Annotated in this window: 19 protein-coding genes; 11 read left to right on the top strand and 8 right to left on the bottom strand. The window is 72.4% G+C overall.

The window, feature by feature from the left end:
- Positions 1-192: 192 nt before the first annotated feature.
- On the bottom strand, positions 193-3,390 hold the full coding sequence (locus tag IPG72_11950; GenBank protein ID MBK6769700.1) for an AAA family ATPase: 3,198 nt from the start codon (positions 3,388-3,390) through the stop codon (positions 193-195).
- A 254-nt stretch (positions 3,391-3,644) separates the two neighbouring features.
- Here IPG72_11950 and IPG72_11945 point away from each other — a divergent pair, with 254 nt between their 5' ends.
- Positions 3,645-4,370, top strand: a complete 726-nt coding sequence (locus IPG72_11945) for a LysE family translocator (protein MBK6769699.1) — start codon at positions 3,645-3,647, stop codon at positions 4,368-4,370.
- 38 nt (positions 4,371-4,408) lie between these two features.
- Here IPG72_11945 and IPG72_11940 read toward each other — a convergent pair whose 3' ends face one another.
- The 3 genes from IPG72_11940 to IPG72_11930 form a co-directional block, all read right to left on the bottom strand.
- A complete protein-coding gene (locus IPG72_11940) occupies positions 4,409-5,890 on the bottom strand; it encodes an L-seryl-tRNA(Sec) selenium transferase (GenBank protein ID MBK6769698.1) in 1,482 nt (493 codons plus the stop codon).
- Entirely contained in the window at positions 5,887-6,354 is a 468-nt protein-coding gene (locus tag IPG72_11935) for a sortase (GenBank protein ID MBK6769697.1), read from the bottom strand. The genes IPG72_11940 and IPG72_11935 overlap by 4 nt, the downstream gene beginning before the upstream one ends.
- A 125-nt stretch (positions 6,355-6,479) precedes the next feature.
- The gene (locus IPG72_11930) at positions 6,480-6,986 is read right to left on the bottom strand and encodes a hypothetical protein (GenBank protein ID MBK6769696.1); all 507 of its coding nucleotides are present in this window, start codon (positions 6,984-6,986) and stop codon (positions 6,480-6,482) included.
- 100 nt (positions 6,987-7,086) lie between these two features.
- Here IPG72_11930 and modB point away from each other — a divergent pair, with 100 nt between their 5' ends.
- Together modB and IPG72_11920 are read left to right on the top strand one after the other, a co-directional pair.
- Entirely contained in the window at positions 7,087-7,893 is an 807-nt protein-coding gene (gene modB, locus IPG72_11925; protein ID MBK6769695.1) for a molybdate ABC transporter permease subunit, read from the top strand.
- A gap of 10 nt (positions 7,894-7,903) precedes the next feature.
- Positions 7,904-8,659: an ATP-binding cassette domain-containing protein gene (locus IPG72_11920; GenBank protein ID MBK6769694.1), complete on the top strand. Its 756-nt coding sequence runs from the start codon at positions 7,904-7,906 to the stop codon at positions 8,657-8,659.
- 118 nt (positions 8,660-8,777) lie between these two features.
- Here the strand turns inward: IPG72_11920 and IPG72_11915 are convergent, their stop codons facing one another.
- Positions 8,778-11,129, bottom strand: a complete 2,352-nt coding sequence (locus IPG72_11915; protein ID MBK6769693.1) for a CRTAC1 family protein — start codon at positions 11,127-11,129, stop codon at positions 8,778-8,780.
- Between the two features lie 316 nt (positions 11,130-11,445).
- Positions 11,446-12,363, bottom strand: a complete 918-nt coding sequence (rsmG, locus tag IPG72_11910) for a 16S rRNA (guanine(527)-N(7))-methyltransferase RsmG (GenBank protein MBK6769692.1) — start codon at positions 12,361-12,363, stop codon at positions 11,446-11,448.
- A 38-nt stretch (positions 12,364-12,401) separates the two neighbouring features.
- Here rsmG and IPG72_11905 point away from each other — a divergent pair, with 38 nt between their 5' ends.
- The gene (locus IPG72_11905; protein MBK6769691.1) at positions 12,402-13,700 is read left to right on the top strand and encodes a serine hydroxymethyltransferase; all 1,299 of its coding nucleotides are present in this window, start codon (positions 12,402-12,404) and stop codon (positions 13,698-13,700) included.
- Between the two features lie 108 nt (positions 13,701-13,808).
- On the opposite strand, the gene IPG72_11900 is transcribed toward IPG72_11905, so the two are convergent.
- Entirely contained in the window at positions 13,809-14,825 is a 1,017-nt protein-coding gene (locus IPG72_11900) for a hypothetical protein (GenBank protein MBK6769690.1), read from the bottom strand.
- Between the two features lie 225 nt (positions 14,826-15,050).
- Between IPG72_11900 and IPG72_11895 the strand changes: the two genes are divergently transcribed.
- Positions 15,051-15,920: a 3-hydroxybutyryl-CoA dehydrogenase gene (locus IPG72_11895; protein MBK6769689.1), complete on the top strand. Its 870-nt coding sequence runs from the start codon at positions 15,051-15,053 to the stop codon at positions 15,918-15,920.
- Positions 15,921-15,989: 69 nt separating this feature from the next.
- Here IPG72_11895 and IPG72_11890 read toward each other — a convergent pair whose 3' ends face one another.
- Positions 15,990-17,216 carry a sigma-70 family RNA polymerase sigma factor gene (locus IPG72_11890; GenBank protein ID MBK6769688.1) on the bottom strand — a complete coding sequence of 409 codons (1,227 nt, stop codon included), beginning with the start codon at positions 17,214-17,216 and terminating at the stop codon, positions 15,990-15,992.
- Between the two features lie 166 nt (positions 17,217-17,382).
- On the opposite strand from IPG72_11890, the gene IPG72_11885 reads away from it, so the two are divergent.
- From IPG72_11885 to IPG72_11860, 6 genes are all read left to right on the top strand, one after another.
- Positions 17,383-18,033: an MSMEG_4193 family putative phosphomutase gene (locus tag IPG72_11885; protein MBK6769687.1), complete on the top strand. Its 651-nt coding sequence runs from the start codon at positions 17,383-17,385 to the stop codon at positions 18,031-18,033.
- 4 nt (positions 18,034-18,037) lie between these two features.
- Positions 18,038-18,583 carry a DUF3090 family protein gene (locus IPG72_11880; GenBank protein ID MBK6769686.1) on the top strand — a complete coding sequence of 182 codons (546 nt, stop codon included), beginning with the start codon at positions 18,038-18,040 and terminating at the stop codon, positions 18,581-18,583.
- A 161-nt stretch (positions 18,584-18,744) separates the two neighbouring features.
- Positions 18,745-19,476: an SCO1664 family protein gene (locus IPG72_11875; protein ID MBK6769685.1), complete on the top strand. Its 732-nt coding sequence runs from the start codon at positions 18,745-18,747 to the stop codon at positions 19,474-19,476.
- Positions 19,477-19,483: 7 nt separating this feature from the next.
- Positions 19,484-19,930, top strand: a complete 447-nt coding sequence (arfB, locus tag IPG72_11870; protein ID MBK6769684.1) for an aminoacyl-tRNA hydrolase — start codon at positions 19,484-19,486, stop codon at positions 19,928-19,930.
- A 683-nt stretch (positions 19,931-20,613) separates the two neighbouring features.
- Complete coding sequence (locus IPG72_11865; protein ID MBK6769683.1) at positions 20,614-21,789, top strand: exo-alpha-sialidase; 1,176 nt, start codon at positions 20,614-20,616, stop codon at positions 21,787-21,789.
- Positions 21,790-21,829: 40 nt separating this feature from the next.
- Complete coding sequence (locus IPG72_11860) at positions 21,830-22,792, top strand: aldo/keto reductase (GenBank protein ID MBK6769682.1); 963 nt, start codon at positions 21,830-21,832, stop codon at positions 22,790-22,792.
- Positions 22,793-24,863: the final 2,071 nt, after the last annotated feature.

Here is a 24,863-nt window from a genome sequence, read left to right as displayed (position 1 = left end):
ACCGTGATCACCGTCCACGATGTCCGTGCCGCCGCTCCCGCATCCCACCCCCGCGTAGGGGCGACGCATGCGTCGCCCGATATCCGCACGATACGCGCCGACGTTCGGCCGTGGTATCACACACGTTGTGGCCGACGTTGGGCCGGGGCATCACGTGTTGCGCATGGCCTGCGGGCGACGCATGCGTCGCCCCTACATATCCCCTTCGACGACGCGGCCGGCTTCGAGCACGATCCGGTGGTCGAACAATCTGTCGTCCACGCGGACGTGGCTGATGAGGAAGATCTGATCGAACGCCTCCGCCACCTCGCCCTCGGTGAGCAGGTGGACGAGCGCGCTGGCTCGTTGGTCGTCGAAGGCGCCGAGGGGCTCGTCGAGGAAGAGGAAGCTCGGCGCCGCGCCGCGCTCCTCGGGCAGCGTGGCCATGGCGAACGAGAGGCGCAGCGCCAGCGAGAACTGGTCCTTCGTGCCGCCGCTGAACAGGTTCTTCTTCTGCCACAGCTCCGCCCGCTCGTCCCACGTCTCGATCCGATAGTCGTCCGTCAGCCGCGCGTCGTAGTACCGCCCGTCCGTCAGCGCCGGCAGCAGCCGCCGCATGTAGTCCAGCGTGCTCGGCAGCACCTGATGCACCACGCTCCGCCCCGCATCGTCGACGATCCGGTACGCCTTCTCCCGCACCGCCAGCCCCCGCTCCCCCTCATCCACCGCCACCCGGCACGCCCCGACGTCCAGCGCCTCCCCCCGCAGCCCAAGCGCCGTCGCCAACCGCGCCTGCTCATGCCGCCCGACATCGATATCCCGCACCAACCGATCCCGCCGATCCACCAACACGGAGATGTCCGCCGCCCCATGCCGCCCCAGCGCCTGCTGCGCCGCAACAAGCGCCTCCACCGACGGATCGTCATCCCCCACCAACGCCGCCACGTGATCTACCCCCAAGATGTCCCCCCCCCGCTCTTCGCCCTCCCCCCCGCGTAGGGGCGACGCGAACGCGTCGCCCATGACGCCCGCATCCCCATCCCCCCCCGCACCACCCACCACCCCCGCCACCCAAGCCCCCACCCCCCGCACCGTCCCCCGCCACCGCCCCACCGCATCCCCATGCCGCGCCGCCACCCCCGCCGCCTTCGTCGCTGCCGCCCGATGCGCCTCCCGCACGGCATCCCCGCCGGCCGCGGCGTATTCATCCGCCAGCCACCCGGCCTGCTGCGCCCACGCCTGATCGCTCGCCGCCGGATCCCACGCCGGCCACGCCCGCTCGCGGACGTCGGCGACGAGCGACTCGATGTTCCGCCAGCACCCCTCCGCCTCCGCCCACCGCCCCGCCGCCTCGCCTTCCCACTTGGCGCGCGCCGCGACGAGCGCCGGCAGCCGATCCGCCTGCTCCCTGAGCGCCGCCCACCGCCCGCGCATGCTCGCCACCGCCTCCTGAATCGCCGCCCGATCGGGTGCGACGTCCAGCCGTGCCGCGCTGCGGCCGATGTGGGCCGTCGCGCGCTCGATGAACCGCCCCAGCCGCTCCACCCGCGCCGCCTTCGCCGCCCGCTCCTGGGCGAGCGCCTGCGCGTCGACCGGCCCGTCCAGCTGCCGCAGCTCGGCCTCCCGCCGCACGAGCGCCTCGATCTGCGCCGCGGCGCGCGACCGCGTGTCGCGGGCGGCTTCGAGCGCCTCGGCGACGTCCGTTCGGCTGCGGTCGCCGAGGCGCGCGTCCAGCTCGGCGAGCGCGGCGGCGGCGCGGGCGGGGTCGGTGGGGGCGACGGCGTTGAGTTCGCGCAGGCGATGCTCGGCGGCGGTGCGGCGCTCGGCCCACATCGTGCGGCGTGCTTCGGCGACCGAGGCTTCGCCTTCGAGGCGGGCGATGGTGCGGTCGAGGCGCGATGCCGCACCTTGAATCTGAGCATAACGTCGAGCAGCAAGTGCCAGACCTATCGCCCCGGCCGCCAGCGCGGCCCATTCCCATAACGGAGAGGCCGGCAGCGTCGGCCACGGACCTATCGGCTGGGGCGTTACGGTCGCGGTTCGCAGCGTAGCAAGGCGGCTCGTCGCCGCCAGGTGAACGATGTGTCCCGCCGCTGCGACGGCCACTCCCAGCAACGCCGGCAACAGCGCCGCTCGTCCCAACGCCGATGTAGCCGCCGTTCGTTCCGCCCGCGCCGCAGCGATGGCCCGGACCGGCTCGTCGCCGCTTGCCATTGCTTGCGTCGCCTCCACCCACCCCTTGAGCCCCTCCCGCACGTCGAACGCCCGCCCGTCCTGCGCCGCCACTTCCGCGTCCCCCGCTGCCTCGCGCTCCGCCGCCCGCGCCTCGACGAGCGCGCGCCGCGTGTCGTTCAGCGCCTCCCGCGCCTCGGCCAGCCGCTTCAACTGTGCGTCGGCACTCTCGCCCCAGCGGGCCGTCGTCGCGCGCTCCTCGACCAGCCGGTCGAGCCCGTCGCGCCTTCGGCCGAGCGTCGCGAGTCGCGCACCCGTGTCGGCAACGGCCGGGAGGGCGTCGCGCGCAGCCGTTGCCTCGGCGGCGGCGCGGTCGGCCTCCACGCGGGCGGCGACGGCTTCGCGGGCGCGGTCGCGGGCGGTGGCGGCTTCGCGGAGCGCCTGCATCGCGTCGCGCAGGCGCTCCGCTGCGGCGGCGCGCGCGGCGATGCGGTTTGCCTCAGCCTCGGCGGCGGCGCGTTCGGCGGCCAGCGCGTCCAAGGCGCGGCGCTCGGCGGCGGCGGCGGCGAGGGCGGCGGCGGCTTCGGCGCGGGCGAGGGCGGTGGTGGCGGCGGAGAGCTCGGCGTCGAGGGCGGGGAGGCGGGCCTGCAGCGTGGCCAGGGCGAGGCGGTCGCGGAGGCGCTGGACGTCGGCTTGGTCGGCGCGCGTGACCTTCAGCTCGTCGGCCAGGGCGACGAGGCGGTCCAGGTTGAGGAGCTTCATCAGGCTCTGCTCGCGCTCCCGCAGACCCATCCCTTCCAGCTTCTCGAGCTTCTTCTGCTCGACGAAGCACGTGTTCAGGAGCGCCTCGCCGTCGAGCCCGAGCTCGGCCTCGATCCGTTCGCTGACCGGCGCGCCCTGCACGGTCTCCGTCGTCCCGTCCGGCTTGGTGAGGACGAGCTCGTAGCGGTTGCGCGCGGCCGTCGCGCGGATCCGGCGCGTGACCGTCATCGTCCTGCCGCCCGAGAGCTCGAGCTCCAGCTCGAGCCACGCCTGTTCCTGGCCGTACTGGACGCAGTCGTCCAGTTTCTTCCCGTCCAGCGGCTTGCCGAACAGCGCCACGAACACGGCCTCGAAGAGCGTGCTCTTGCCGGCCTCGTTGTTCCCCTGGACCAGGATCCTGCCGCGGGGGGGGAACGTGAGGTCGATGTCGGTCAGCTGGCGGAACTCGCGGGCGACGAGGCGGCGGAGGCGGATCATGGGGCGGGGTCCTCGACGGGTTGCGGGAGGCCCTCTCCCCCCGACCCCCTCCCCCAAGTCTGGGGGAGGGGGAGGATCACGGGTTGGGGGGAGAGGAAGTCGGGCGGCGGTGATGATAGCGGCGTCGGCGGCTGTTGTGCGGCGAGTTGCTCTGCCACGGCAACGCGCGTAGCCTCGAGTTCGTCGTCCCGTGCGGGTGTACGGGGCGGGCTTTTCTGCGTCGATGACCGTGCGGTCGACAGGCCGGGGGGATCATGCAGCTCGAATCTGGGCTCGGTCGATGGCTGCCCAGCGGCTCGGTCCTCTCCACCTTCCTCCTTGCCAGCCTCGTCCTCGCCGTCACCCCCGGCCCGGCCGTCGTCTTCATCGTCTCCCGCAGCCTCCTGCAGGGCCGGCGCGTCGGCCTCGCGTCCGTCGGGGGCATCGCGCTCGGCAACCTCGGCAACATGCTCGGGGCATCGATCGGGCTGGCGGCGCTGTTCGCGGCGTCGTCCGTGGCGTTCACGCTCGTGAAGTACGCGGGCGCGCTGTACCTCGTCTATATGGGCGTGCAGACGATCCGCAGCACCGCGCCGGTGGCGTCGGCTGTCGTGTCTGCCGATGCGCAGGCAGCCGCGTCGCGCACGTCGTCCGCATCGACGGCGTCGCTCGCCCACGCACCCGACGTCCGCCGCGTGTTCCGCGACGCCGTCATCGTCGCCCTCTTCAACCCTAAGACCGCGCTCTTCTTCGCCGCGTTCCTGCCGCAGTTCATGCGCGCGGACGCGCCGGCCCTGCCGCAGAGCCTGGCCCTCGGGGCGCTGTTCATCGCCATCGCCGCCTGCACGGACTCGGCCTACGCGGTCGCGGCCGGGACGGTAGGGCCGGTGCTGGTGCGGGGCGGCGGGCGGCGGGCGCAAGTGGCGGGGCGGTGGGTGGCGGGCGGGGCGTTCATCGGGCTCGGGGTGTTCACGGCGGTGATGGGGGGGCGGGGGAAGTGACGGGAGCGAGCGGCCTGCGGGCGACGCATGCGTCGCCCCTACGCGGACGTTGGGAGGTGGGCCGGGGCGAGGGATTGGCGTAGGGCCTTGACGACGTGCTCGTCCTCGTCCGGCAACACCGTCCGCGGGTCCAGGAGCACCGCATCGTCCTCGACACGGGCGATGACGGGCGGGTCGGCGGCGCGCAGCCGGGCGGCGAGGGCGTCGGGGTGGGGCGTTGCGACGGCCAGCACGAACGTCGGCAGCGTCTCGCCGGGCAGGCTCCCGCCGCCGATCGCGCTCGACGACGTGCGCACGGAGAGCGTCGCGCTTCCCCGGCCGGTGGCCGGCAGATCGTCCAGCCACCGTGTCGCTCGCGTCCGCAATCCCTCGACGTCAGCGCCGATCATCCGCCACACCGGCACGTCGTCGATCGCCCGCCCGCGCAGATAGCTCTGCAGCGTCACCGCCAGTCCCGCCAGCGTCGCCTTGTCGGGCCGCAGCGCGCGGCACAGCGGGTGGGCGCGCAGGCGGGCGATGATCGCGGCGCGTCCGACGATCAGGCCGGCTTGCGGGCCGCCGAGGAGCTTGTCGCCGCTGAACGTCACCGCGTCAGCGCCGGCGGCGATGCTCTCCTGCACGGTGGGCTCGGGCGACAGGCCGAACGGCGCCACGTCGATGAAGCTGCCGCTGCCGAGATCGTCGACGACCGGCACGGCGTGCTTGCGGCCCAGGGCGACGAGGTCGTCGAGGCCGACCGCGGCGGTGAAGCCGGTGATCCGGAAGTTGCTCGTGTGGACCCGCAGCAGCAGCGCCGTCGTCTCGTCGATCGCCCGCTCGTAGTCCGCCAGCCGCGTCCGATTCGTCGTCCCGACCTCGACGAGCCGCGCGCCGCCGGCAGCCATCACGTCCGGGATCCGGTAGCCGCCGCCGATCTCGACGAGCTGCCCGCGCGACACGATGACGCCCCGCCCGGCCGCCAGCGCCGCGACGACGAGCAGCGTCGCCCCGGCGTTGTTGTTCACGACGAGCGCCGCCTCGGCGCCCGACAGGCGTGCGAGGAGCGGCGCGACGACGTCGTGCCGGCTGCCGCGGCGGCCGGAGGCGAGGTCGTACTCCAGGTCGTTGTAGCCGGCCGCCGCTTCCGCCATCGCCGCTGCCGCGGCACGGCTGACGGGCGCCCGGCCGAGGTTGGTGTGGAGGATCACGCCGGTGGCGTTGACGACGTGGCGGGGTCGTGGGGTCAAGATCGCGGCTGTGCGCTCGACGACATCGGCGATGAGGTCGTCGACGCCGAACGGCGCGGCGAGGTCGTCCGTGCGGGAAGTTCCGACGCCGTCGTGATTCCCACCCGCGGCCCCCGCCAGCCGCGCCCGCGCGTCGTCCAGCACCTCGCGCGCGATGGCGACGAGCAGGCCGCGGCCGGCGTCGGTGGTGGAGGGCGCGGCGGCCGCGGCGGCGTCGGCGAGGGCGTCGACGGCGGGCAGGGCGCGGCGGGGGTCGTCGACGTTTGCTGCCGTGCTGCGCGTCCCTGCGGTCATCGCACCTCTCCCGTAGCGGCTCTTGTCGCGGCGGCATCGGAAACCGCCGTCGGCAGAATGTACACGACCGGCCGGGCGATGACGATGAGCCGATGCGTGTTCCCCCACGGCGGGTAGCACGTCACCAGCGTCAGACGCTCGTCGTCCGTCGGCTCGATCCAGCGGTTGTTGGCCCGCCGATCGTCGTCCGTGGCGCCGTCCTCCTGGACGATGAACGTCCGCTCGACGGCATAGCGGATCTCGGCCGCGCCGGCGCGCAGCGTCACGGTGTCGCCGACCGCGAGCTCGTGCAACGACCGGAACACCGCACCGGCGATGTTGTTGTGCCCGCTGACGACGGTGTTCCCGACGCCGCCGAGCGGCGCCGAAGTCTCGTGCCAGCCCGCGGCATCGTCGGCCGTGCGCCATACGCTGCGCAACGTCGCGTTGTCTACGACCTCCGTCGTCCACCCGATCGGCACCACCGGCCGATCCACACCAATCGATTGGATGAGAATCCGGTCCGGCGCTGCCACACGGCCCGGGCCTGAATCCGCACCCAACGCTTCTGGAGTCGGCGTCGCGTAGATCCCATAGGTCCCATAGGTCCCTAGGTCCCATAGGTCCCTTCGGTCCCTTCGGTCCCTTCGGTCCCTTCGGTTCCTTGCCCAGCCCCTCCCCTCCCCTTGCCAAACCGCCGCAGCGGCGTCGCGCTGGCCGCCCCACGTTCGTCGGCTGCGCCGAACACGACCACCCGCGGCGCCAGCGACACGGATGGTCCCCGGTCCGCCACGCGCTTCGCACCCGGCGTGCTCGGTGGCCGGGTGGTCGGAGGCGCCGTGGCCGCCGGCGGCACTGCCGCGCCCGTCGCCCGCGGCGCCCGTTCGGCTTCTGCGCCCAACACGCGCTGCCCCACCGTGTCCTCGAACCGCGGAGCGAGGCGCAGCCGTTCGTCGGCTGCCAGTTGCCGCTGCCGGGACAGGCGCACGCCGAGCCCGACGACGACAAGGAGCGCGCCGCACAACAGCAGCAGCGTCCCGACGCTGCGGGCGACGGCAGCCAGCGCATGGGCGGCGGCACGGCGGAGCGCAGTGCCGAAGGGCGGTCGGATAGCCATGCGCCACATGATAGCCCGGCCCCCTCGGCCACCGTCGTCGCTGCCGTGAGCACCACCGTCGCCGCCGCGACGCGCCGTTCCGCCACGGTATACTCCCGCCATGCCCTCCCCCGCCCGCCCCGCCCACCCCACCCGCCGCGCCCCTGCCCTCGCCCGCGCCGCTGCCCTCGTCGCCGTTGCGTTCCTGTTGCTGCCGCTCGTCGGTCTTGCCGCTCGCGCACCGTGGGGCCGTGCGATGGACGTCCTGGGCGAACCGTCGACATTGGCCGCCCTCAGGCTGTCGCTCCTCGTCTCGTCGGCGGCGACGGCCGCGGCGTTCGTCTTCGGCTTCCCGCTCGGCTGGTGGCTGGCGCGCGGCGGGGATCGCGCGATGGCCGTCGTCCGTCCGGTCGTGCTCTTGCCGCTCGTCCTGCCGCCGGTCGTCGGCGGCGTCGGGCTGCTCGCGGCGCTCGGTCGGCGCGGGATCGTCGGTGCTCCGCTCGCTCAGCTGGGCGTCCAGCTGCCGTTCACGACGGCCGGCGCGGTCGTCGCCGCCACGTTCGTCAGCCTGCCGCTCGTGGCGCTGGCCGTCGAAGGGGGCTTCCGGGCGCTGGACCCGCGGCTGGACGACGCGGCCGCCGTCATGGGCTCGTCGCGCGCCTACACGCTCCGGCGCGTCACGCTGCCGCTCCTCGGCGCGCAGGTCGCCGCCGGCGTCGCACTTGGCTGGGCGCGCGCGCTCGGCGAGTTCGGCGCCACGATCACGTTCGCCGGCAACCTGCAGGGCCGCACGCAGACGCTGCCGCTGGCGGTGTACGAGCTGCTGCAGACGGACCCGGACGCCGCGATCGTCGTCTCGCTGCTCCTCGTCGCCGTCGCGGCGACGGTGCTCATCGCCCTCCACCGGCGCCTCTTCGGCGCGGCGTGAGATCGCCCGCGTGAGCCTCGACGTCGGCGTTCGCCTCCGCCGCGGCCCGCTGTGCCTTGACGTCGCGTTCGCCGCGGCGGCCGGTGAGACGTGCGCCGTCGTCGGTCCGAACGGCGCCGGGAAGAGCACGCTGCTCGCGGTGATCGCCGGGCTCGTCCGGCCGGACACGGGGCGCGTGGCGCTGGACGGCGTCGTGTGGGACGACGCCGCCGTTGACGAGCGGGGCCGCGCCGTCCGGCCGCCGGTCCATGTCCCGCCGCAGGCGCGGCCGATCGGCGTCGTCTTCCAGGATCTCGCGCTCTTCCCGCACCTCTCGGCCGTCGAGAATGCCGCATTCCCGCTGCGCGCTCGCGCAGTGCCCGCCGCCGAGGCCCGGGCGCGCGCAATGGACGCCCTGGATCACCTCGGCGTCGGCCACCGCGCCGATGCCCGGCCCGGCGCGCTCTCGGGCGGCGAGGCGCAGCGCGTGGCACTCGCCCGCGCCCTCATCGCCAAGCCGCGCCTCCTCCTGCTCGACGAGCCGCTCGCCGCGCTCGACCGCCCGGCCCGCGGGCGGATCCGCGCGCTGCTCGGCGACGTGCTCGGTGCGTTCGAAGGCGTCGCCGTCCTGATCACGCACGACCCGCTCGACGCCGAGGCGCTCGCCGATCGGCTGATGGTGCTCGAGGGCGGCCGGATCGCGCAGTCCGGGCCGATCGGCACGGTGCTGGCGGCACCGGAGGGCGCGTTCTTGAAGCAGATGCTCGCGGCTGAAGACCGCCGATAGCGGAGCGGTGGCGTCGGCCCGTTGGCCGGACGGAAGCGGCCGGCTTGTACTCTGTCATTGCAGGGTCTGCGGACAACTACCTCCGTCGGATATCCGAAGCGTGTCCAGTGACGGAGTACTAGGGCGCCGCCGGCTCGCCCGTCCCCGCGCCGCCGCCCAGGCCGAACGGGGCTTGCGCGACGGGCGATGCGGTGCCGGTGCCGTGTCGGAGCTGCCAGATCGCGTCCATGCCGACGCCGCTGAATGCCTCGGGCGCGGTGGCGCCCGGCCACGTCACGTCAACGGCCTCGACCGCCGTCGCGTCGCCGAGGCCGAGCTCGATCTGCAGGCTGTTCGCGCCGAAGCTGCTGCCCGTGCCCACCAGCCGGTGCAGCGTGCGCGGACCGGCCGGCGTGGCCAGCCGCACCTTCACGCGCGCCCCGACGGCGAAGCCGTTCGCGCGGTCGCCCTTCAAGCGCAGCGTCACCCAGTGCTGGCCGTGGCCCGGGTTCTCGAACAGGGAGTTGGGGTACCAGTCGCCCTCGTACGCCCCGCCCAGATCGGCATACACGTCCTGATCGCCGTCGTTGTCGAGGTCGGCGAAGCTGATGGCGTGGCCCTTCTGGAGGTTGCCAAAGCCGCCGGAGGTCGTGATGTCGTCGAACGTGCCGTCGCCGGCGTTCAGGAACATCTTGTTGGGCACCAGCGCCCGGTAGTCGGGGTTGCCGGTGCCGAGGTAGAAGTCCTCCGAGCCGTCGTTGTTCAGATCGCCGAAGTTCGTGCCCATGGCGTAGAACACGCCGTCGACACCGGCCGCGGGGGCCACGTCCTCGAACGTGCCGTCGCCGTTGTTGCGGTACAGCGCGAGGCGGGAGGCGTTCGTCGGGACATCGAGCAAACCGGCCAATGTGTCGGCGGCCGGGCGGACGTCGGCACCCTGTTGGCCGAACGGCGCGACCATCAGGTCGAGCCAGCCGTCGTTGTCGTAGTCCCACCACCACGTGGAGAAGCTGTTGCGCGGGCCGCGCACGCCGGCCGCGGCGGTGACGTCGCTGAAGCGCCATGCGCCGTCCTCGCCGGGCCCGTCGTTGTGCCAGAGCACGTCGTCCTGGCCCATTCGGCTGAGGTAGAGGTCCGGGCGGCCGTCGTTGTCGAAGTCACCCCATGCCGCACCCTTCGTGTAGCCGGGCAGCTCGACGCCGGACGCGCGGGCGATATCCGTGAACGTCCCGTCTCCGTTGTTGCGCCAGAGCTGGTTGGGGTGCGTCGTTCCCCCGTCGGCGTTCTCGTTGCCGCAGAAGAGGTCGAGGTCGCCGTCCGCGTCGAAGTCGGCCCATGCGCCGGCTTGCGTCGGGTGGTAGCTCAGCAGGCCCGCCGCCTCGGTGACGTCCTCGAACGTGCCGTCGCCCCGGTTGCGCACGAGCGAGCTCGGGAACGTCGTGCTGCCGAGCCGCCAGGCGCCGCGGTAGATGACGAAGTCGAGCCAGCCGTCGCCGTCGTAGTCCACCTGGCCGATGTTCAGCCCCCCGGTGAGGCCGGTCAGGCCGGCCGCCGCCGTCCGGTCCTCGAACGTGCCGTCGCCGTTGCTGACGAAGAAGTGCAACGGGTCCGAGACGCCCCACGACGAGTTCAGGATGTCGAGGTTCCCGTCGCCCGTGAAGTCGTCCATGATCACGCCGCCTGCCAGTCCCGCGGCGTCGACGCCGAGGGCGGGGGCGATATCCATGAAGCGGCCGATGTCGGCGGTCGATTCGAACAGGCTCGCGTCGAGGCGGTGCTTCTCGGCCACGCCGTCCGGCCAGGTGCCGCGGGCCATGTGGGCGACGTTCAGCAGCCAGCGGCTCGTCAGGTCGTCCGGGTCGACCCGGAGCAGGAGCTCGAACTCGGGGATCGCGCGATCCACGCCCGTCGTGTCCTGATGTACGCCGCCGCCCTGGATCGGCAGCAGGCACGAGTCGGCGTTGTGGTTCACGGCGCAGTTCCGGACCTCGCCCAAGCGCAGCCATGTGACGCCGATCATCGACGTGAGCGTCCGCAGCGCCTCCGAGTCCGTCATGCTCTGGCTCTGCTGCCGCAGCTGGCTCCGCAGCGCCTCGAACGTCTGGATGGCCGCTTCGAACTGGCCGGCGCCGAGCTGTTCGACGCCGATGCTGTAGGCGCGCGTGAACGCCTGTTGCGGGTCGGCCGGGGTCGGCGCGCTCTGCAGCGCCTTGAGACGGATCGAACTCTCGTACGTGGCCGAATCCAGCGTCAGGCCGGCGACGATCTGCGCCAATCGGGCGGCCATCATGACGGTGCCGGGGTGCTGTGGGTGTTCGGCGGCGGCAAGGCCGGGCAACGCCTCGGCGCCATGGGCATGTTCGGCCGGGGCGGCGGCAGCGGCGGGTGTCGTGCCGTGGGCGTCGGGCAACGTGGAACCTGAGTCGCCGGGCCTGCAGGACGCCAAGACGGCGGCGGCCAGCAGCGCGGCGAGGCGCGGCAATCGCTTCATGGGGGATCCTATCGGGAAGAGTGCGTCACGGGAAGAGTGCGTAAACGTAGCGACCCAGAGGTGAAGAAGATGTGAAGAAGATGTGAAGAACAAGCGACGCGCAACGACCGGATCGGGCGCCGAGCGAGCGGGGCCGTGGACGGTCCACAGAGCGGTCTACAGAGTATGGCACATAGCGTACGGCCCGCCGGAGCGGTGTCAATGAGGTGCGCGCGACATCGCAGTGTGACGTAACCCCATAAGGAAACGTGACGATAGGTCGCGATCGCCCCCCCCATCCCCCGGTTGGGGCGGGCCCCAGTGGCTGCCCTCCGCCCTAAAGCGGCGTCCGCCCCGGCGTCCCCGCCTTGCGCGGATAAGCCCGCGGCGTCGGCCGACGCTTGTCGACGACGACGAGGTGCCGGGGCCGGTCGAGGCCGGGCAGCCGATAGGCGATCCGCGGCCGCGATCGGCCGCCCAGGATGGAAAGCGCGTTGACGCTGGCGGCAACCTCGGCATCGGCGTCCGCGCCCTTGTAGGCCACGACCCGGCCGCCGACGGCCACGAGCGGCAGCGTGTACTCGAGGAGGACGGGCAGCGGCGCCAAGCCGCGGGCGACCGCGACATCGAACCGCTCGCGCAGCTCGCGCGTTCGGCCGGCGTCCTCGACGCGGACGTGCAGCGCGGTCACGTTCGACAGGCCGAGGGCGGTGACGGCGTGTTCGAGCCAGGCGACGATCTTGCCGGTGGCCTCGATGAGCGTGAAGTGCCAGTTCGGGCGCAACACGGCCAGCGGCAGCCCCGGGAAGCCGGCCCCGCTGCCGACATCGACGACCCGCAGCGGCCGCTCGGGATCGAGGTCGCGCAGCGCCCGCAAGCCGATCAGGCTGTCGACGATGTGCTGGACGGCGATGTCGGCCGGGGCGGTGATCCGCGTGAGGTTCACGCGCCGGTTGTGGTCGACGAGTTCGGCGGCGAGCCGGGTGAACGCCGCCACGTGCGCGTCCGTCAGGTCGATGCCGCGGGCGGCGGCCACGTCACGCAGGACGGTGGCGTCGAGTGCTTCGGCGGCCGCGTCATCGAGCGCTGCGTCGTGTGCAATGTCGTGCGCAATGGCGCGCCCTGCGTCGAGCGCTGCATGGTGCGCCACGTCGAGCGCGTCGTTCTTCGCCTCGCCCAGCGCCTCAACGGCCACCTCGTCGATCGCCGTCTCTGTCGTTTCGTCGGTCGCTTCACCCAGCGGAGTCTCAATCATGGGCCAAGTGTACAATGCGGGACATGTCGACAGCGCCGATGCACCGTTTCGATCCGCCCGCACCCGTCCCCGACGGCGTGGCGCCGACGGTCGGCGCGTCCTTGCAGCGCGCGCTCGCCGATGTCGATCCCGCGATCGCCGACCTCATCGCCCAAGAGGCCGAGCGGCAGCGGACGGGCATCGAGCTGATCGCCTCTGAGAACTTCACGAGCCGGGCGGTCCGCGAGGCCGTCGGCTCGGTCCTGACGAACAAGTACGCCGAGGGGCTGCCGGGCAAGCGGTACTACGGCGGCTGCGCCGTCGTCGACGTCGTCGAGGACCTGGCGCGCGAGCGGGCCAAGGCGCTCTTCGGCGCCGAGCACGCCAACGTGCAGCCGCACGCCGGATCGCAGGCGAACATGGCGGCCTACCGGGCGCTCATCCGGCCGGGCGACCTCATCATGGCGATGCGCCTCGACCAGGGCGGCCACCTGACGCACGGCAGCCCCGTGAACTTCAGCGGCACGGACTACAAGGTCGTCGCGTACGGCGTCGATGCGGCGACGGAGCGGATCGACCACGACGCCTTCGCCGCGCTGGCGCGCGCGCACCGCCCGGCGCTGATCGTCGGGGGCGCGACGGCCTACCCGCGGGCGATCGACTTCCCGTTCATGGCCGAAATCGCGGCCGAGGTCGGGGCGAAGCTGCTCGTGGACATGGCCCACATCGCCGGCCTCGTGGCCGCCCGGCTCCACCCGGACCCCGTTCCGACGGCGGACGTCGTCACGACGACGACGCACAAGACGCTGCGCGGGCCGCGCGGCGGGTTGATCCTGTGCAAGGCGGAGCATGCCAAGGCGGTGGACAAGGCCGTCTTCCCGCACCTGCAGGGTGGTCCGCTGGAGCACGTGATCGCCGGCAAGGCGGTCGCGCTGCACGAGGCGGCGCAGCCGGGGTTCGCGGCCTACCAGGCGGCGATCATCGCCAATGCGCGCGCGCTGGCCGACGCGCTGGCCGGGCGCGGCTTTCGCATCGTCTCGGGCGGCACGGACAACCACATCGTCCTGGTCGACCTGCGGCCGAAGGGCCTGACCGGCAAGGCGGCCGAGGCGCGCCTCGACCGTGCCGCCATCACGACGAACAAGAACACGATCCCGTTCGACCCCGAGGGCCCGTTCACGACGAGCGGCCTGCGCCTCGGCACGCCGGCCGTCACGACGCGGGGCATGACGCCCGACGACATGCGGACGATCGCCCGCTGGATGGACGAGGCGCTCGACGGGCCGGAAGACGAGGCGACGATCGGGCGGATTCGCGGGGCGGTGGAGGAGATGGCGGGCGGGTATCCGTTGCCCTGACGCAGATCCGTTGCCCTGACGCAATGGGGCTCCAACGACAGCGGGGGCGGACCCGAAGGCCCGCCCCCACTGGCGTTCACGGGCATCATCACCCGCGTCATCGTTCGCTTACCGATGCACGCTCAACCGGTACGGCCCCGTCCCGACCTCGCCGAGGTCGATCTGGTCGCTGCCGTACGTGGCCACGTAGTGGTACGTGCACGGCGGGACGAATGGGCAGATCGTGTTGTAGAGGTCGACGCGCCAGCCGTAGGCGTAGGCGCCGCTGAAGCGCACGGACTGCGGCCGGAAGCCGGTCGGCAGCTGCCAGTTGCCGGCGCCGACGACGATCGCCTGGCCCGAGTACTCGGCCCCGCTGTAGACGATCACGCCGTTCTGGCCCGGCGTGCCGCCGTCGCCCTGGGCGATCTCGAAGCGCGCCATGGCCAGCGTCTGGCCGACGGTCGCCTCGAAGCGCCAGTTGCCGACCGTGTCATCGCGCTCGATGCGCACCGGCAGGTAGTACGTCGCGCGGCCGGGTGGGAACCACTTGTGGCCCTGCAGGAGCACCGTCTCCGGCGCGAGGCACGGCGTCGTGATGCAGACGATGTCCATCCGGGCGGCGAGTCGCAGGTAGGCCGACTGCCAGTTCCGGGCCGGGTTCACCGCCGTGAAGTAGAACCGCAGGCTGTCGCCCTGGCTGAACCGCGTCTGCGGCCGGCCGTAGCGGTCCGTCGTCCAGGCGTGCTCGACGTACGGGGTGTACGCGGCGGCGGTGCCGTCCGCGGTCGCGCCCTCGTTGCCCAGCGCGGCCGCGCTGCCCGCCGGCAGCGCTTCGACGCCCGCGTCGACGAGGTCGGCGATGTCGCCGAAGGCGCCGGTCAGAAGCTGGCCGGCGGGTGCGGCGGCATCCGCCGGCACGGTCGTCAGGGTGCCGACGAACGGCACGGGCGCCTGCGCCTGAGCAGGTATGGCTGCGTCGACGAGCGAGACGTCGGCCGTCGCGCCGCCGCCGAGGGCGTCCTGCGCCGCGGCGCGGCCCGGAACGGCGATGCCGGCGACGGCGATGCCGAGCGCGACAAACAACGAGATCGGCTGCCAACGATGGGGGCGCAAGCGCCCGGTGGACTCAAATCGCGTGTTCATGGCGTTTCCTTCCTTACAAATGCGTGCGACCGGGTCGGCCGCACCGCCAAGCCAATGCGGACGCGAGGGATCCTCACGTCACGGGGACTCATACGGCGGCAGCGTGTGCGATGTGACATCCCTTGACCGCGTGATCGTCCGACCTACCATGACGGACTCGATTCGTTCTGCCCGCGACCCGCGTCGCTCAAGACCGATGTCGCGCAACAAACAGGAGTGCCTGCGATGACCACCGAACTCCACACGATCGGCGTCGTCGGCTGTGGCCTGATGGGTTCGGGGATCGTCGAGGTCTGCGTGCGCAGCGGACTGAACGTGGTGGTGCGCGAGGTGTCGCAGCCCGCGCTGCACGGCGGGCTCGGGCGGCTGCGGACATCGCTGGACAAGGGGCTCGAGCGCGGCAAGCTCACGGCTGACGAGCACGCAGCGGCGTTGGACCGGGTGCGGGGCACGACGGAGCTGGCCGATCTGGCGGACTGCGACTGGGTGATCGAGGCGGCGGTCGAGGACCTGGCGATCAAGCAGGCGACGTTCCGTGAGCTGGACGGCCTCGTCGGACCGGACACCGTGTTGTCGAGCAACACGTCATCGATCAGCATCACGAAGATTGCCGCCGCCACGTCGCGCGCCGACCGCGTGATCGGCACGCACTTCTTCAACCCGGTGCCCGTCATGCCGCTGCTCGAGCTCGTCCGCGGCCTGCAAACGAGCGACGCGACGTATCAGGCGGCGTGCGCGCTGGGCGAGCGGCTCGGCAAGACGCTCGTCCTATGCCAGAAGGACGCGCCCGGCTTCATCGTCAACCGCCTGTTCATCCCGTACGGCCTCGACGCGATCCGCGCCTTGGACGACGGCGTGGCGACGATTCAAGACTTCGACACCGCGATGAAGCTCGGGATGAGCCACCCGATGGGCCCGTTCACGCTGATGGACTTCGTGGGGCTGGACACGATGCTTTTCATCGCCGACGCGATGTACGACGAGACGAAGGACCCGCGCTACGCCGCGCCGCCGCGGCTGCGGCAGATGGTGGCGGCGGGGTGGCTGGGGCGGAAGAGCGGGCGGGGGTTCTATGGGTATGGTACGGCGCCGTAAGCACCCGCGTTAACGGCGCCACCCCGGCTTGACCGACACCGGTGGGTAGGGGCGCGACATGCCGTGCCCCTACCGCAGGAAATCGCGCAGCTTCTTTGACCGCGTCGGATGCCGCAGCCGCCGGATCGCTTTCGTCTCGATCTGGCGGATCCGCTCGCGCGTCACGCCGAAGCGTTCGCCGACCTCTTCGAGCGTGTGCTGCTTGCCGTCGATCAGGCCGTAGCGGAGCTGGAGGACCTCGGCCTCGCGGGGCAGGAGGTCGTCCAGGATCAGCTCGATCTCCTCGCGCAGCATCTCGCGGCCGGCTTGCTCGGTCGGGTCCGGCGAGTCGTCGTCGGCCAGGAACTCACCGAGCTCGCTGTCCGCCTCGTCGCCGACCTTCTTCTCCAGGCTGAGCGGCCGCTGGGCGATCTCGCGAATGTGCTCGACGCGCTTCACGCTGACGCCCATCTCGGTCGCCACCTCGGCCAACGACGGGGCGCGGCCCTGCTCCTGTTCGAGGCGGCGGAAGATGGCCATGTACTTGGCGATCTGCTCGCTCATGTGGACGGGCACGCGGATCGTGCGGGCCTGGTCGGCCAGTGCGCGCGTGATGGCCTGGCGGATCCACCACGTGGCGTACGTGCTGAACTTGAAGCCGCGCGTCCAGTCGAACTTCTCGACGGCGCGAATCAGGCCGACGTTGCCCTCCTGGATGAGGTCGAGCAGCGGCACGTCGTTGTTGTTGTACTTCTTGGCGATGTGGACGACGAGTCGGCTGTTCGCCTGGATCAACCGCTCGCGCGCATCGAGCCCCTTCTTGACGGCGGCCTGCAACACCGCGTCCGTCTTGCCTTCGGCCCGCAGCGCGACGAGGTCCTCGGCAGCCTTTCGGCCGGCCTGGTAGGCCTGGGCGAGGCTCTTCTCGTCATCGGCGGTCAGGAGCGGGATCGAGCCGATCTCGCGCAGGTAGAGGCTGACGGCATCGTCGCCGTCGCTGAACGAGAGGTCGAGCGGCGTCGATCGAATGCCGCGGCCCGAGAGGAAGGGGTCGAGTTCGGCCAAGGACGCAAGATCCAAGTCCTCGAGCTCGGCCAACACTTCGAGCGGCGGCTCGTCGTCGCCGAGGGCGAGGATCGGATCGACGTCGTCGAGGTCGTCCGCCAGGCCAGCGAGCGCGTCGCCGTCCGGCGCCGAATCGTCCTCCGCCACGGCTTCCGAATCGAGTTCCGATTCGAGGGCCGCGTCGTCGAGATCGTCCTTTTTCTGCTCGACCTGCTTGAGGGCGGCCAGCGCATCATCGAACGGCATCGGCATCGGAGCGGTGATCCAGACAGAAGGGGCGGCGGACGGGCCGGCGCGCAACCACGGTTCGTCACGGGCCGCCCGGACGGGTAGGGCAAGTGTAGCGTCCGGCAGGGGGGAGTCAAACACATGCTATACTCGGCCGCCGCCCGCCCGCCGGCCCGCACGAGCAGCGACCATGACCCAGCTATTGCTCATCCGCCATGGCCAGACGGATTGGGTCGGCGATCGCCTCGCCGGCCTGACGCCCGGCATCCCGCTGAACGCCGCCGGCCGCGCCGAGGCTTCGGCGCTCGCGGCGCGGCTGACGGATACGCCGATCAGCGCGGTCTACGCCAGCCCGCTGGACCGCACGCGCGAGACGGCCGGCTACGTGGCGCGGCCGCGCGACCTCGATGTGCGGCTGCTGCCGGGTGTCGGCGAGGTGGATTTCGGGCACTGGACGGGCTGCAAGCTGGCCGATCTGCGCAAAGACCCGCTCTGGCGGACGGTGATCGCCCAGCCGAGCGCCATGCGGTTCCCGGGCGGCGAGCGTTTGCGCGACGCCCAGGCGCGGGCGCTGGCGGCGGTCGAGGACGTGTGCGCCGCGCACGGTGGCGAGACCGTGGCGATCGTCTCGCACGCCGACGTGATCAAGGCGATCGTGGCGCACTTCGCGGGCGTGCACTTCGACCACTTCCAGCGGATCACGATCAGCACCGCCAGCGTGTCGATCCTCCAGTTCGCGCCGGAAGGCGCTTCGGTGGTTCTCGTCAACGATGTCGGCCGCATCCCGCCGCCACCCAAGCCGGCCGAGCCGGCGGCGCGCGCGGACGGCGAGGAGGAGTAGCGCGATGGCGCGTTCGTTCACGTTCGATCTCGATCCGGTGTCGTTCCTCACGATCGGCGCGGTGGGCCAGCCGGGGGATCGGACGTTCTTTCTGCAGGCCGCGCAGCAGAGCGATGTCGTCTCGCTGTTGATCGAGAAGGAGCAGGCGCTGGCGCTGGCGGCCGGCATCGAGCAGCTGTTCGCCCGGCTCCAGGAGTCGGGCGTGCTGCCCGCAGAGGAAGTCGAGCCGGTGCACGGCAACATGGGCCTGCTGCTGCCGATCGATGCCGCCTTTCGCGTCAGTCAGATGGGGATCGGCGTCGACGAGGACCGGTCGTTGGTCGTCTTGATCGCCGAAGAGAGCGGCGAGGACGACGACGAGAGCGGCCAGCGCGCCCGCTTCACGGCCAGCTACGCCCAGATGGCGGCACTGGCCCAGCAGGCGATCGAAGTGGCGCGCCAGGGTCGCCCGACGTGCCCCCTGTGCGGCGAGCCGGTCGACGAGGCCGGCCATTTCTGCCCACGCAAGAACGGCAAGCCGGCGCCGCCGCCCGAAGTCCCGGAATCCTGACGCCAAGGGCGACGTGCCATGCATCGCCCGCCAGCGCGCGACGCGTGCGAACGCCACCCGAGCGCACGATCGTTCCTCACCCACCGATGACCACAGCCGTCCAAGTGCCCGCCCACCCCGGCGATGCGGACGTTTCGCGTTCGCTGCCAGCGGAGCGCGTCATCTGGTTGACGGCGGCGGAGGCGCTGGTGCGGTTGACCGAGGGCGAAGTGCGGATCGAAGGGCAGTTCGTACATGGTTCGAACGACACGTTCCTCGCGTGCCTCGATGGCGCGGAGGACGGACCGTCGCTGCACGTGGTCTACAAGCCGCGCCGGGGGGAGCAGCCGCTGTGGGACTTCCCGGGCGGGACGCTGGCGCGGCGCGAGCTGGCGGCGTTCGTCCTGTCCGAGGCGCTCGGCTGGTCGCTCGCGCCGCCGACGGTGCTGCGGCGCGGTCCGTTGGGCGGCGGCATGGTCCAACTCTTCATCCCGCACGACCCGGCGCTGCACTTCCTCGCCCTGCCGGATCCGGACCGGGCGGCGGTCTGCCGCCTGGCGGTGTTCGACGTCATCGCGAACAATGCCGACCGCAAGAGCGGCCACGTCCTCATCGACCCGACCGGGCGGTTGTGGGCGATCGACCACGGGCTGACCTTCCACGTTGCGCCGAAGCTGCGGACGGTCATCTGGGACGCGGCGGGCGACCGCCTGCCCGGCGGCGTCGCGGACGACGTGCAGCGCGTGGCCGCCGCGTTGGCCGACCGGCACAGCGACCTACGGCGGACGATGCTCGGTCTGCTGACGGCGGAGGAGGTCGGGGCGACAGTCCACCGCGCCAAGGCGCTCCTCAAGGCCGGGCGCCTGCCCGAGCCCGACCCCAACGTCCGCCACATCCCGTGGCCACCGGTGTGAGGGTTCCATGATCGAAGATATCGTGGTGCGGGCCGGCGACGTGACGGTGACGATCCCTGTGGCGGAGCTGCAGTGGCGCTTCAGCCTGTCCGGCGGTCCGGGCGGGCAGCACGTGCAGAAGAACTCCACGCGCGTCGAGCTGCGCTGGAATGTGGTGTTGTCGCCGTCGATTTCGGAAGACGTGCGCGCCCGGCTCGTGGGGCAGCTGGCGGACCGCCTTTCGGCGGATGGCGAGCTGCGGGTCTTCTCGGCCGTCGGGCGGAGCCAGTACGCGAACCGCAAGCGCGCCGCTGGCCACTTGGCCGACTTGGTCGCGGGCGCGCTGGAACCGGATCGCCCGCGGCATGCGACCGCGGTGCCGCGGACTTCGCGGGCGGAGCGGCGGCGGGGGAAGCGGCATCGGAGTGAGGTGAAGCGGGGGCGGAGGTGGGTGGGGGAGGATGGGGAGGGGTAGGGGTAGGGGGATGGGGATGGGGAGGGGGAGGAGGAGGTGCAGAGCCGGCGGGTGGGGATGGTTGGGCCCGGGACTGCTTGGGTTCGTGCATTTTGTTCGCAGGGGCCACCTTGCCCCTGCACCCCGGCCAGGGGGCGCAGCGCCCCCCTGGACCCCCCGCATCGGGGTTTCCGGTCGTTCAAGCACGCGGTCTCGCGCCCGGAAGAGGTCTGGCGGATCGAAGTGCGGTACGTAGAAGTGTATGAACTGCCCCGCGCGGTGCGAGCCAAAAACGTCATCGAGCAAGACGATGTGACCCAGTGACTCGCTTCCTCGGTCGACAGGAGCGGGGCGTCCGCTCCAATCTACGCGCCGACGTCATCCATTGGCCGCATCGACGCGAAACCTGGTGCGGGGGGTCCAGGGGGGCGCTGCGCCCCCTGGCCGGGGTGCAGGGGCAAGGTGGCCCCTGCGAACAAAATGCACGAACCCAAACACGCACGCCCCCAACCACCCCCGCCCGCCGGCCCTGCACCCTTCTCCCCTTCTCACCGTCTCCCCTTCTCCCCGCCACCGACCGGCCCCCGACCCGCCCCATCGCGACCACGCGTCGCACCTCCCCCCACCCTAGACCCCCCTCCCCCCCCGCCCTACAATCGCCCCTCCCGCCCACCGAACCCCCGCCCTGCCTGGAGCCGTCGCCCATGTCGATCGAATCCTGCACGCGCCCTCTTGGCGCCGCGTCCACCGCCGCGATCGCCCTCGTCCTCGCCGTCGCGATGCCGGCCGTCGCCGGCTGCGGTGCGGGCGACGGCTCGGTGGCGCGCGACGAAGGGGCTGTTACGGCGACCGTGGGGACGACCATGACGCTTGAGCCCGGCGCGATGCCGACGATGGCATTGCGACTCGTGACACCCCGGCCGACCGAAACGCCCGACCCGGCGCGGCCCGAGCGGGCGCACGCCTTGGTGGTGGATGGCCTCGACCCGGACCGGCTCTACCTCACCTTCGTGCGCGGCATCATGCACTCGGCGGACGGCGGGCTCACGTGGGCGCCGCTGCAGCACTCCAAAGTGGACGAGGGCGTCGAGCTCAGCGCCGCCGTGCAGCTGACGGGCGGCCGGCTCGTCGTCGGCGGACCGGGGACGCTGCGGATGAGCGACGACGCCGGCACGTCGTGGCAGCCGATCACGCCGACGCTGACGAGCAGTGCGGGCGGCTTGGCCGGATTGTGGCGCCGCGTGCGCGGCGAAGTGGACGGCACGACGCAGATCGACGTGCGCGGGCTCGCCGTCGACCCGACGGACGGGCACCGGCTCTACGGACTGTTCCACGGTCTCGGCGTCGCGGTGTCCGCCGACGACGGCGCGACCTGGGAGCCGGCGGCCGGCGAGCTGCCGCCGCTGGCGTTCGGGCTCTGGGCGATCGGCGCCGACCCGACGGTGCTCGCGACGACGGACCGCGCCGGCGGCGGCCTGCTCCGGAGCGCCGACGGCGGCGCAACATGGGCGGCGCTGGCAACCACGGGGGCGACCGGTGAATGGCTCGCCATGACGCGCGCCGGCCCGGAACCGGGCGAGCGTCTCGTGGCCGCCACGACGGACGGGTTGTTCGAGAGCGGCGACGGCGGCGCGACGTGGGCGAAGTTCGGACCGTTCAAGCAGCTCGTGACCGCCGCCGTCGCGCCGACAGACCCGAACATGATCTACGCGATCACGCCGGGCGCCTACAACGTCTATCGGTCGAAGGACGGCGGCGTGACGTGGCCCGGCAGCGGCACGCCGACGGCCGCGGCCGCTCCGGCGGCGACGGCGACGGGGGCGACGACGGGCGGCGACGCGACGCCGATGGCGACGACGGTGCCGGGGCCACGACCGTGACGCCGTTCACGAAGCGGAGGTCGTCGTGATGCCGCCGACCCTGCCGCGGCGCCCGCTCGGCCGCACCGGTCTCGACGTATCCGCGCTCGCACTCGGGACCATGCAGTTCGGCTGGACGGCGGACGAAGCGACGAGCTTCGCCGTCCTCGACCGCTTCCTCGAGGCCGGCGGCAACGTGATCGACACGGCCGACGTCTACTCGCGCTGGGCAGAGGGCAACCCCGGGGGCGTGAGCGAGGCGATCATCGGCCGCTGGATGGCCGATCGCGGGGCGCGTGACGGCGTCGTGCTGGCGACGAAGGTGCGCGGGCGGATGTGGGACGGGCCGGACGGCGAGGGGCTGTCGCGCGCGCACATCGTGCGTGCGTGCGAGGACAGCTTGCGGCGGCTGCGGACGGACCGCATCGACCTCTACCAGACGCACGCCTGGGACGAAGGGACGCCGCTGGACGAAACGCTCGCGGCGCTGGACGATCTCGTGCGCTCCGGCAAGGTCCGGTTCATCGGCGCCTCGAACATCCCGGCGTGGCACCTCGTCGAGGCGCTCTGGCGCAGCGATGTGGGCCACTGGGCCCGCTACGACACGCTCCAGCCGAACTTCAGCCTCATCCATCGCCAGGAGCACGAGGCCGATCTGGCGGCGGTCTGCGCCCGGTTCGAGATCGCCATCCTGCCCTACAGCCCGCTGGCCGGTGGCTTTCTGACCGGCAAGTACCGCCTGGACGCCGCGCCCCCGACGGGCGCCCGCTCCGCCCGCCTGCGCGACCGCTACCTGAACGATCGCGGCATTGCCGTCCTCGACGCGCTTGACGCCGTGGCCGCATCGCACGGCGCGACGTGCGCCCAGGTGGCGCTGGCGTGGCTCCTCGCCCAGCCGAACGTCGCCGCGCCGATCATCGGCGCGAACACGGTGGGGCAGCTGGACGAGCTGCTGCCGGCGGCGGGGCTGACGCTGGGGGCGGATGAGGTGGCGGGGTTGGGGGCGGCGAGCGCGGGTTGGTAGGGGCGCACTTCGCCCATCCCCCTTGGCGCGCCGGTGGCCTGTGCGCCGGCGACGCTGCCGAAGGGCGGCAGTGGTGGCGCAACCGTCACCCGGGGGTCGGGTCGTGTATCGGGCCCGCCGCCGCAGAACTGGCGCACGGTCGCCATATCTCCATCGCCGGCAAAGGTCGGCCCGTCGGGCGACAGCGGCACGGCGCTGGTCCACGCGCGGCCCAAGCCGTCGGACGAGACCGTGCCGGCGGCCGCGCCGAGGTCGAGGATGTTGCCGACGAACGTTCCGTCCGGGGTGAACACGTCGTGCTCCCAGAACACGGCGCTGATGAGGACACTGCCCTTGAAGCCCGGGTTGATGAAGCCCCAGGACGCCAGATCGATGTACTCCGTCTGGCGTTCGTTCAGCTTCTGGCACTGCAGGTCGAGCAGGCCGTTGCGGTCGAAGAAGAGGATGACGAGATCGGTAAAGCCCGGCTTGTCGACATGGTTGACGATCGCGATCGAGGACGTGTCCACCGGTCCGTCGGCCGAGCCGGCCTTGCGGGCGTTCGAGATCACGGGGAGGATGAGCCGGCCCGTCCGGGTGGCGTACGCGGGCGTGCCGTCCCGCGGTTCGCGAATGGCTTGCAGGGCCTCGGCGGCGGTGGAGGAGAGGGGGCGGGCGGGGTCGAACGGGGCGTTCGGGGCCGAGGCCGTTCGACCGTGGACGACGACGGCGGCGATGGGCGGCGCATCGGCCGGGTCGGCGGTGGCCGCGCTGCTGGTGAGGCGCAGGTACCGCACGCTCGAGGCGGGTTCGATCTCGAGCGGGTTGGGCACGATCATGATGCGCTCCTGTCCGCCGGGCGCGAGCGCAAGCGTTCGCCCGGACACTTCGTCGCCGCTCCGGTTGCGGAGGGACAGCGTGACGACGGCCGCGTGTGCCCGGTCGACGTTCTGCACGAACAGCTCGGCGCCGGCCACCCACGGCCCGTACACGAGCGGCGCAGCCAGGTGCGTGCCGACGCCAGCGCCGACGTTCGCCCGCGGCCCGGCCGGGCTCGGCGCGGTGTAGCTCGCCAGCACGGGCCAGCCGTCCGCAACGCCGACGATGTCGACGACGATCGCCAGCGGCCCGGCCGCGGTCACCCAGGCGGCAGCGAACGGGACGGCGCCGGCGGCCGGGTCGCCCAGCCCGGTGCAGGCCGCCACGTCGAGGCCGCGGCTGCGGCCGGGCGGGAGCGTCACGGCGGCGCACGGCAGGGCGGCGCCCGCCGCGTCGACGACGGTCAGCTCGATCGTGCTCGTGACGAAATCGGCGTTCTGCACGTGGACGACGGTCGTGCGGTGGCCGTCGGCAACGATGGCGGGGAGAGGGTAGCGATAGGTGGCGGGGCCTGGGGCCGCCGCATCGCCGGCCACGGGCGCCAGATCGCCCGCGTTCGCGAACGGGACGTCGACCGTGCGGTGCGCCGGGCCGTTGTAGGCCGCCGCGTCGGGGCGGGGCGCGGCGCCGTCGATGGCACGGCGGGGGCAGTCACGCGATACCTGGACGGCCAGCGGGCCGCCGTAGGCGTGGTCGAGGCGCAGGCCGGCGTACGTCGAACCTTCCAGGAAGGCGCGGCGGAAGCGGGCTTCCTCGGCGGGGTCGCCGACGGCGCGGTTCTGGAGCTGCCGGCAGAGGTGGTCGGCGATCGTGCCTTCGAGCGGGGCGCCGTCGGCGGGCGCTCCGGCTGCGGCTTCGGACGCGGGGCGCGCACTCAGTGACACGACATACGCGCTGGCGAAGTCGGCGGGGAGCGCCATGTCATCGAGTGTCAGCGGAACGCCTGTCTTGAGCGGCTCGGTGCAGAAGACCGTGGACGGCCCGCTTGCCGCGTCATCGGCGTTGCCGCCCGTCGGCGCCGGCCAAACGATGAACACGGCGCGGGCGACGTCGATGGCGGCGTTGACGAGCGTGATCGACGGGGTGCAGGCGAGGTCGGCGTTCGCGGCGCGCCCCCGCGATCCGGGGTTCGCGCCGCCACCGGCGTCGCCGTCGATGCCCGCGACCGGCGCCCGGAGCGCCGGGAGGTAGACGAGCGGCGGTCCTTGCGAAT

It is taken from the genome of Candidatus Avedoeria danica, from assembly GCA_016703025.1.
GTDB lineage: Bacteria > Chloroflexota > Anaerolineae > Epilineales > Epilineaceae > Avedoeria > Avedoeria danica.
The sequence above is the reverse complement of the archived record's forward strand: the minus strand, read 5'-3'. Positions and strand labels throughout refer to the sequence as shown.

Excerpts from the sequence above, each read along its gene's own strand:
- IPG72_11905 (MBK6769691.1), top strand. The coding sequence starts at position 12,402 with ATGCACCGTTTCGATCCGCCCGCACCCGTCCCCGACGGCGTGGCGCCG.
- IPG72_11895 (MBK6769689.1), top strand. The coding sequence starts at position 15,051 with ATGACCACCGAACTCCACACGATCGGCGTCGTCGGCTGTGGCCTGATG.
- IPG72_11885 (MBK6769687.1), top strand. The coding sequence starts at position 17,383 with ATGACCCAGCTATTGCTCATCCGCCATGGCCAGACGGATTGGGTCGGC.
- arfB (MBK6769684.1), top strand. The coding sequence starts at position 19,484 with ATGATCGAAGATATCGTGGTGCGGGCCGGCGACGTGACGGTGACGATC.
- IPG72_11950 (MBK6769700.1), bottom strand. The coding sequence starts at position 3,390 with ATGATCCGCCTCCGCCGCCTCGTCGCCCGCGAGTTCCGCCAGCTGACC.
- IPG72_11940 (MBK6769698.1), bottom strand. The coding sequence starts at position 5,890 with ATGACCGCAGGGACGCGCAGCACGGCAGCAAACGTCGACGACCCCCGC.
- IPG72_11880 (MBK6769686.1), top strand. The coding sequence starts at position 18,038 with ATGGCGCGTTCGTTCACGTTCGATCTCGATCCGGTGTCGTTCCTCACG.
- IPG72_11865 (MBK6769683.1), top strand. The coding sequence starts at position 20,614 with ATGTCGATCGAATCCTGCACGCGCCCTCTTGGCGCCGCGTCCACCGCC.
- IPG72_11900 (MBK6769690.1), bottom strand. The coding sequence starts at position 14,825 with ATGAACACGCGATTTGAGTCCACCGGGCGCTTGCGCCCCCATCGTTGG.
- IPG72_11915 (MBK6769693.1), bottom strand. The coding sequence starts at position 11,129 with ATGAAGCGATTGCCGCGCCTCGCCGCGCTGCTGGCCGCCGCCGTCTTG.
- modB (MBK6769695.1), top strand. The coding sequence starts at position 7,087 with ATGCCCTCCCCCGCCCGCCCCGCCCACCCCACCCGCCGCGCCCCTGCC.
- IPG72_11945 (MBK6769699.1), top strand. The coding sequence starts at position 3,645 with ATGCAGCTCGAATCTGGGCTCGGTCGATGGCTGCCCAGCGGCTCGGTC.
- IPG72_11930 (MBK6769696.1), bottom strand. The coding sequence starts at position 6,986 with ATGGCTATCCGACCGCCCTTCGGCACTGCGCTCCGCCGTGCCGCCGCC.
- rsmG (MBK6769692.1), bottom strand. The coding sequence starts at position 12,363 with ATGATTGAGACTCCGCTGGGTGAAGCGACCGACGAAACGACAGAGACG.
- IPG72_11890 (MBK6769688.1), bottom strand. The coding sequence starts at position 17,216 with ATGCCGATGCCGTTCGATGATGCGCTGGCCGCCCTCAAGCAGGTCGAG.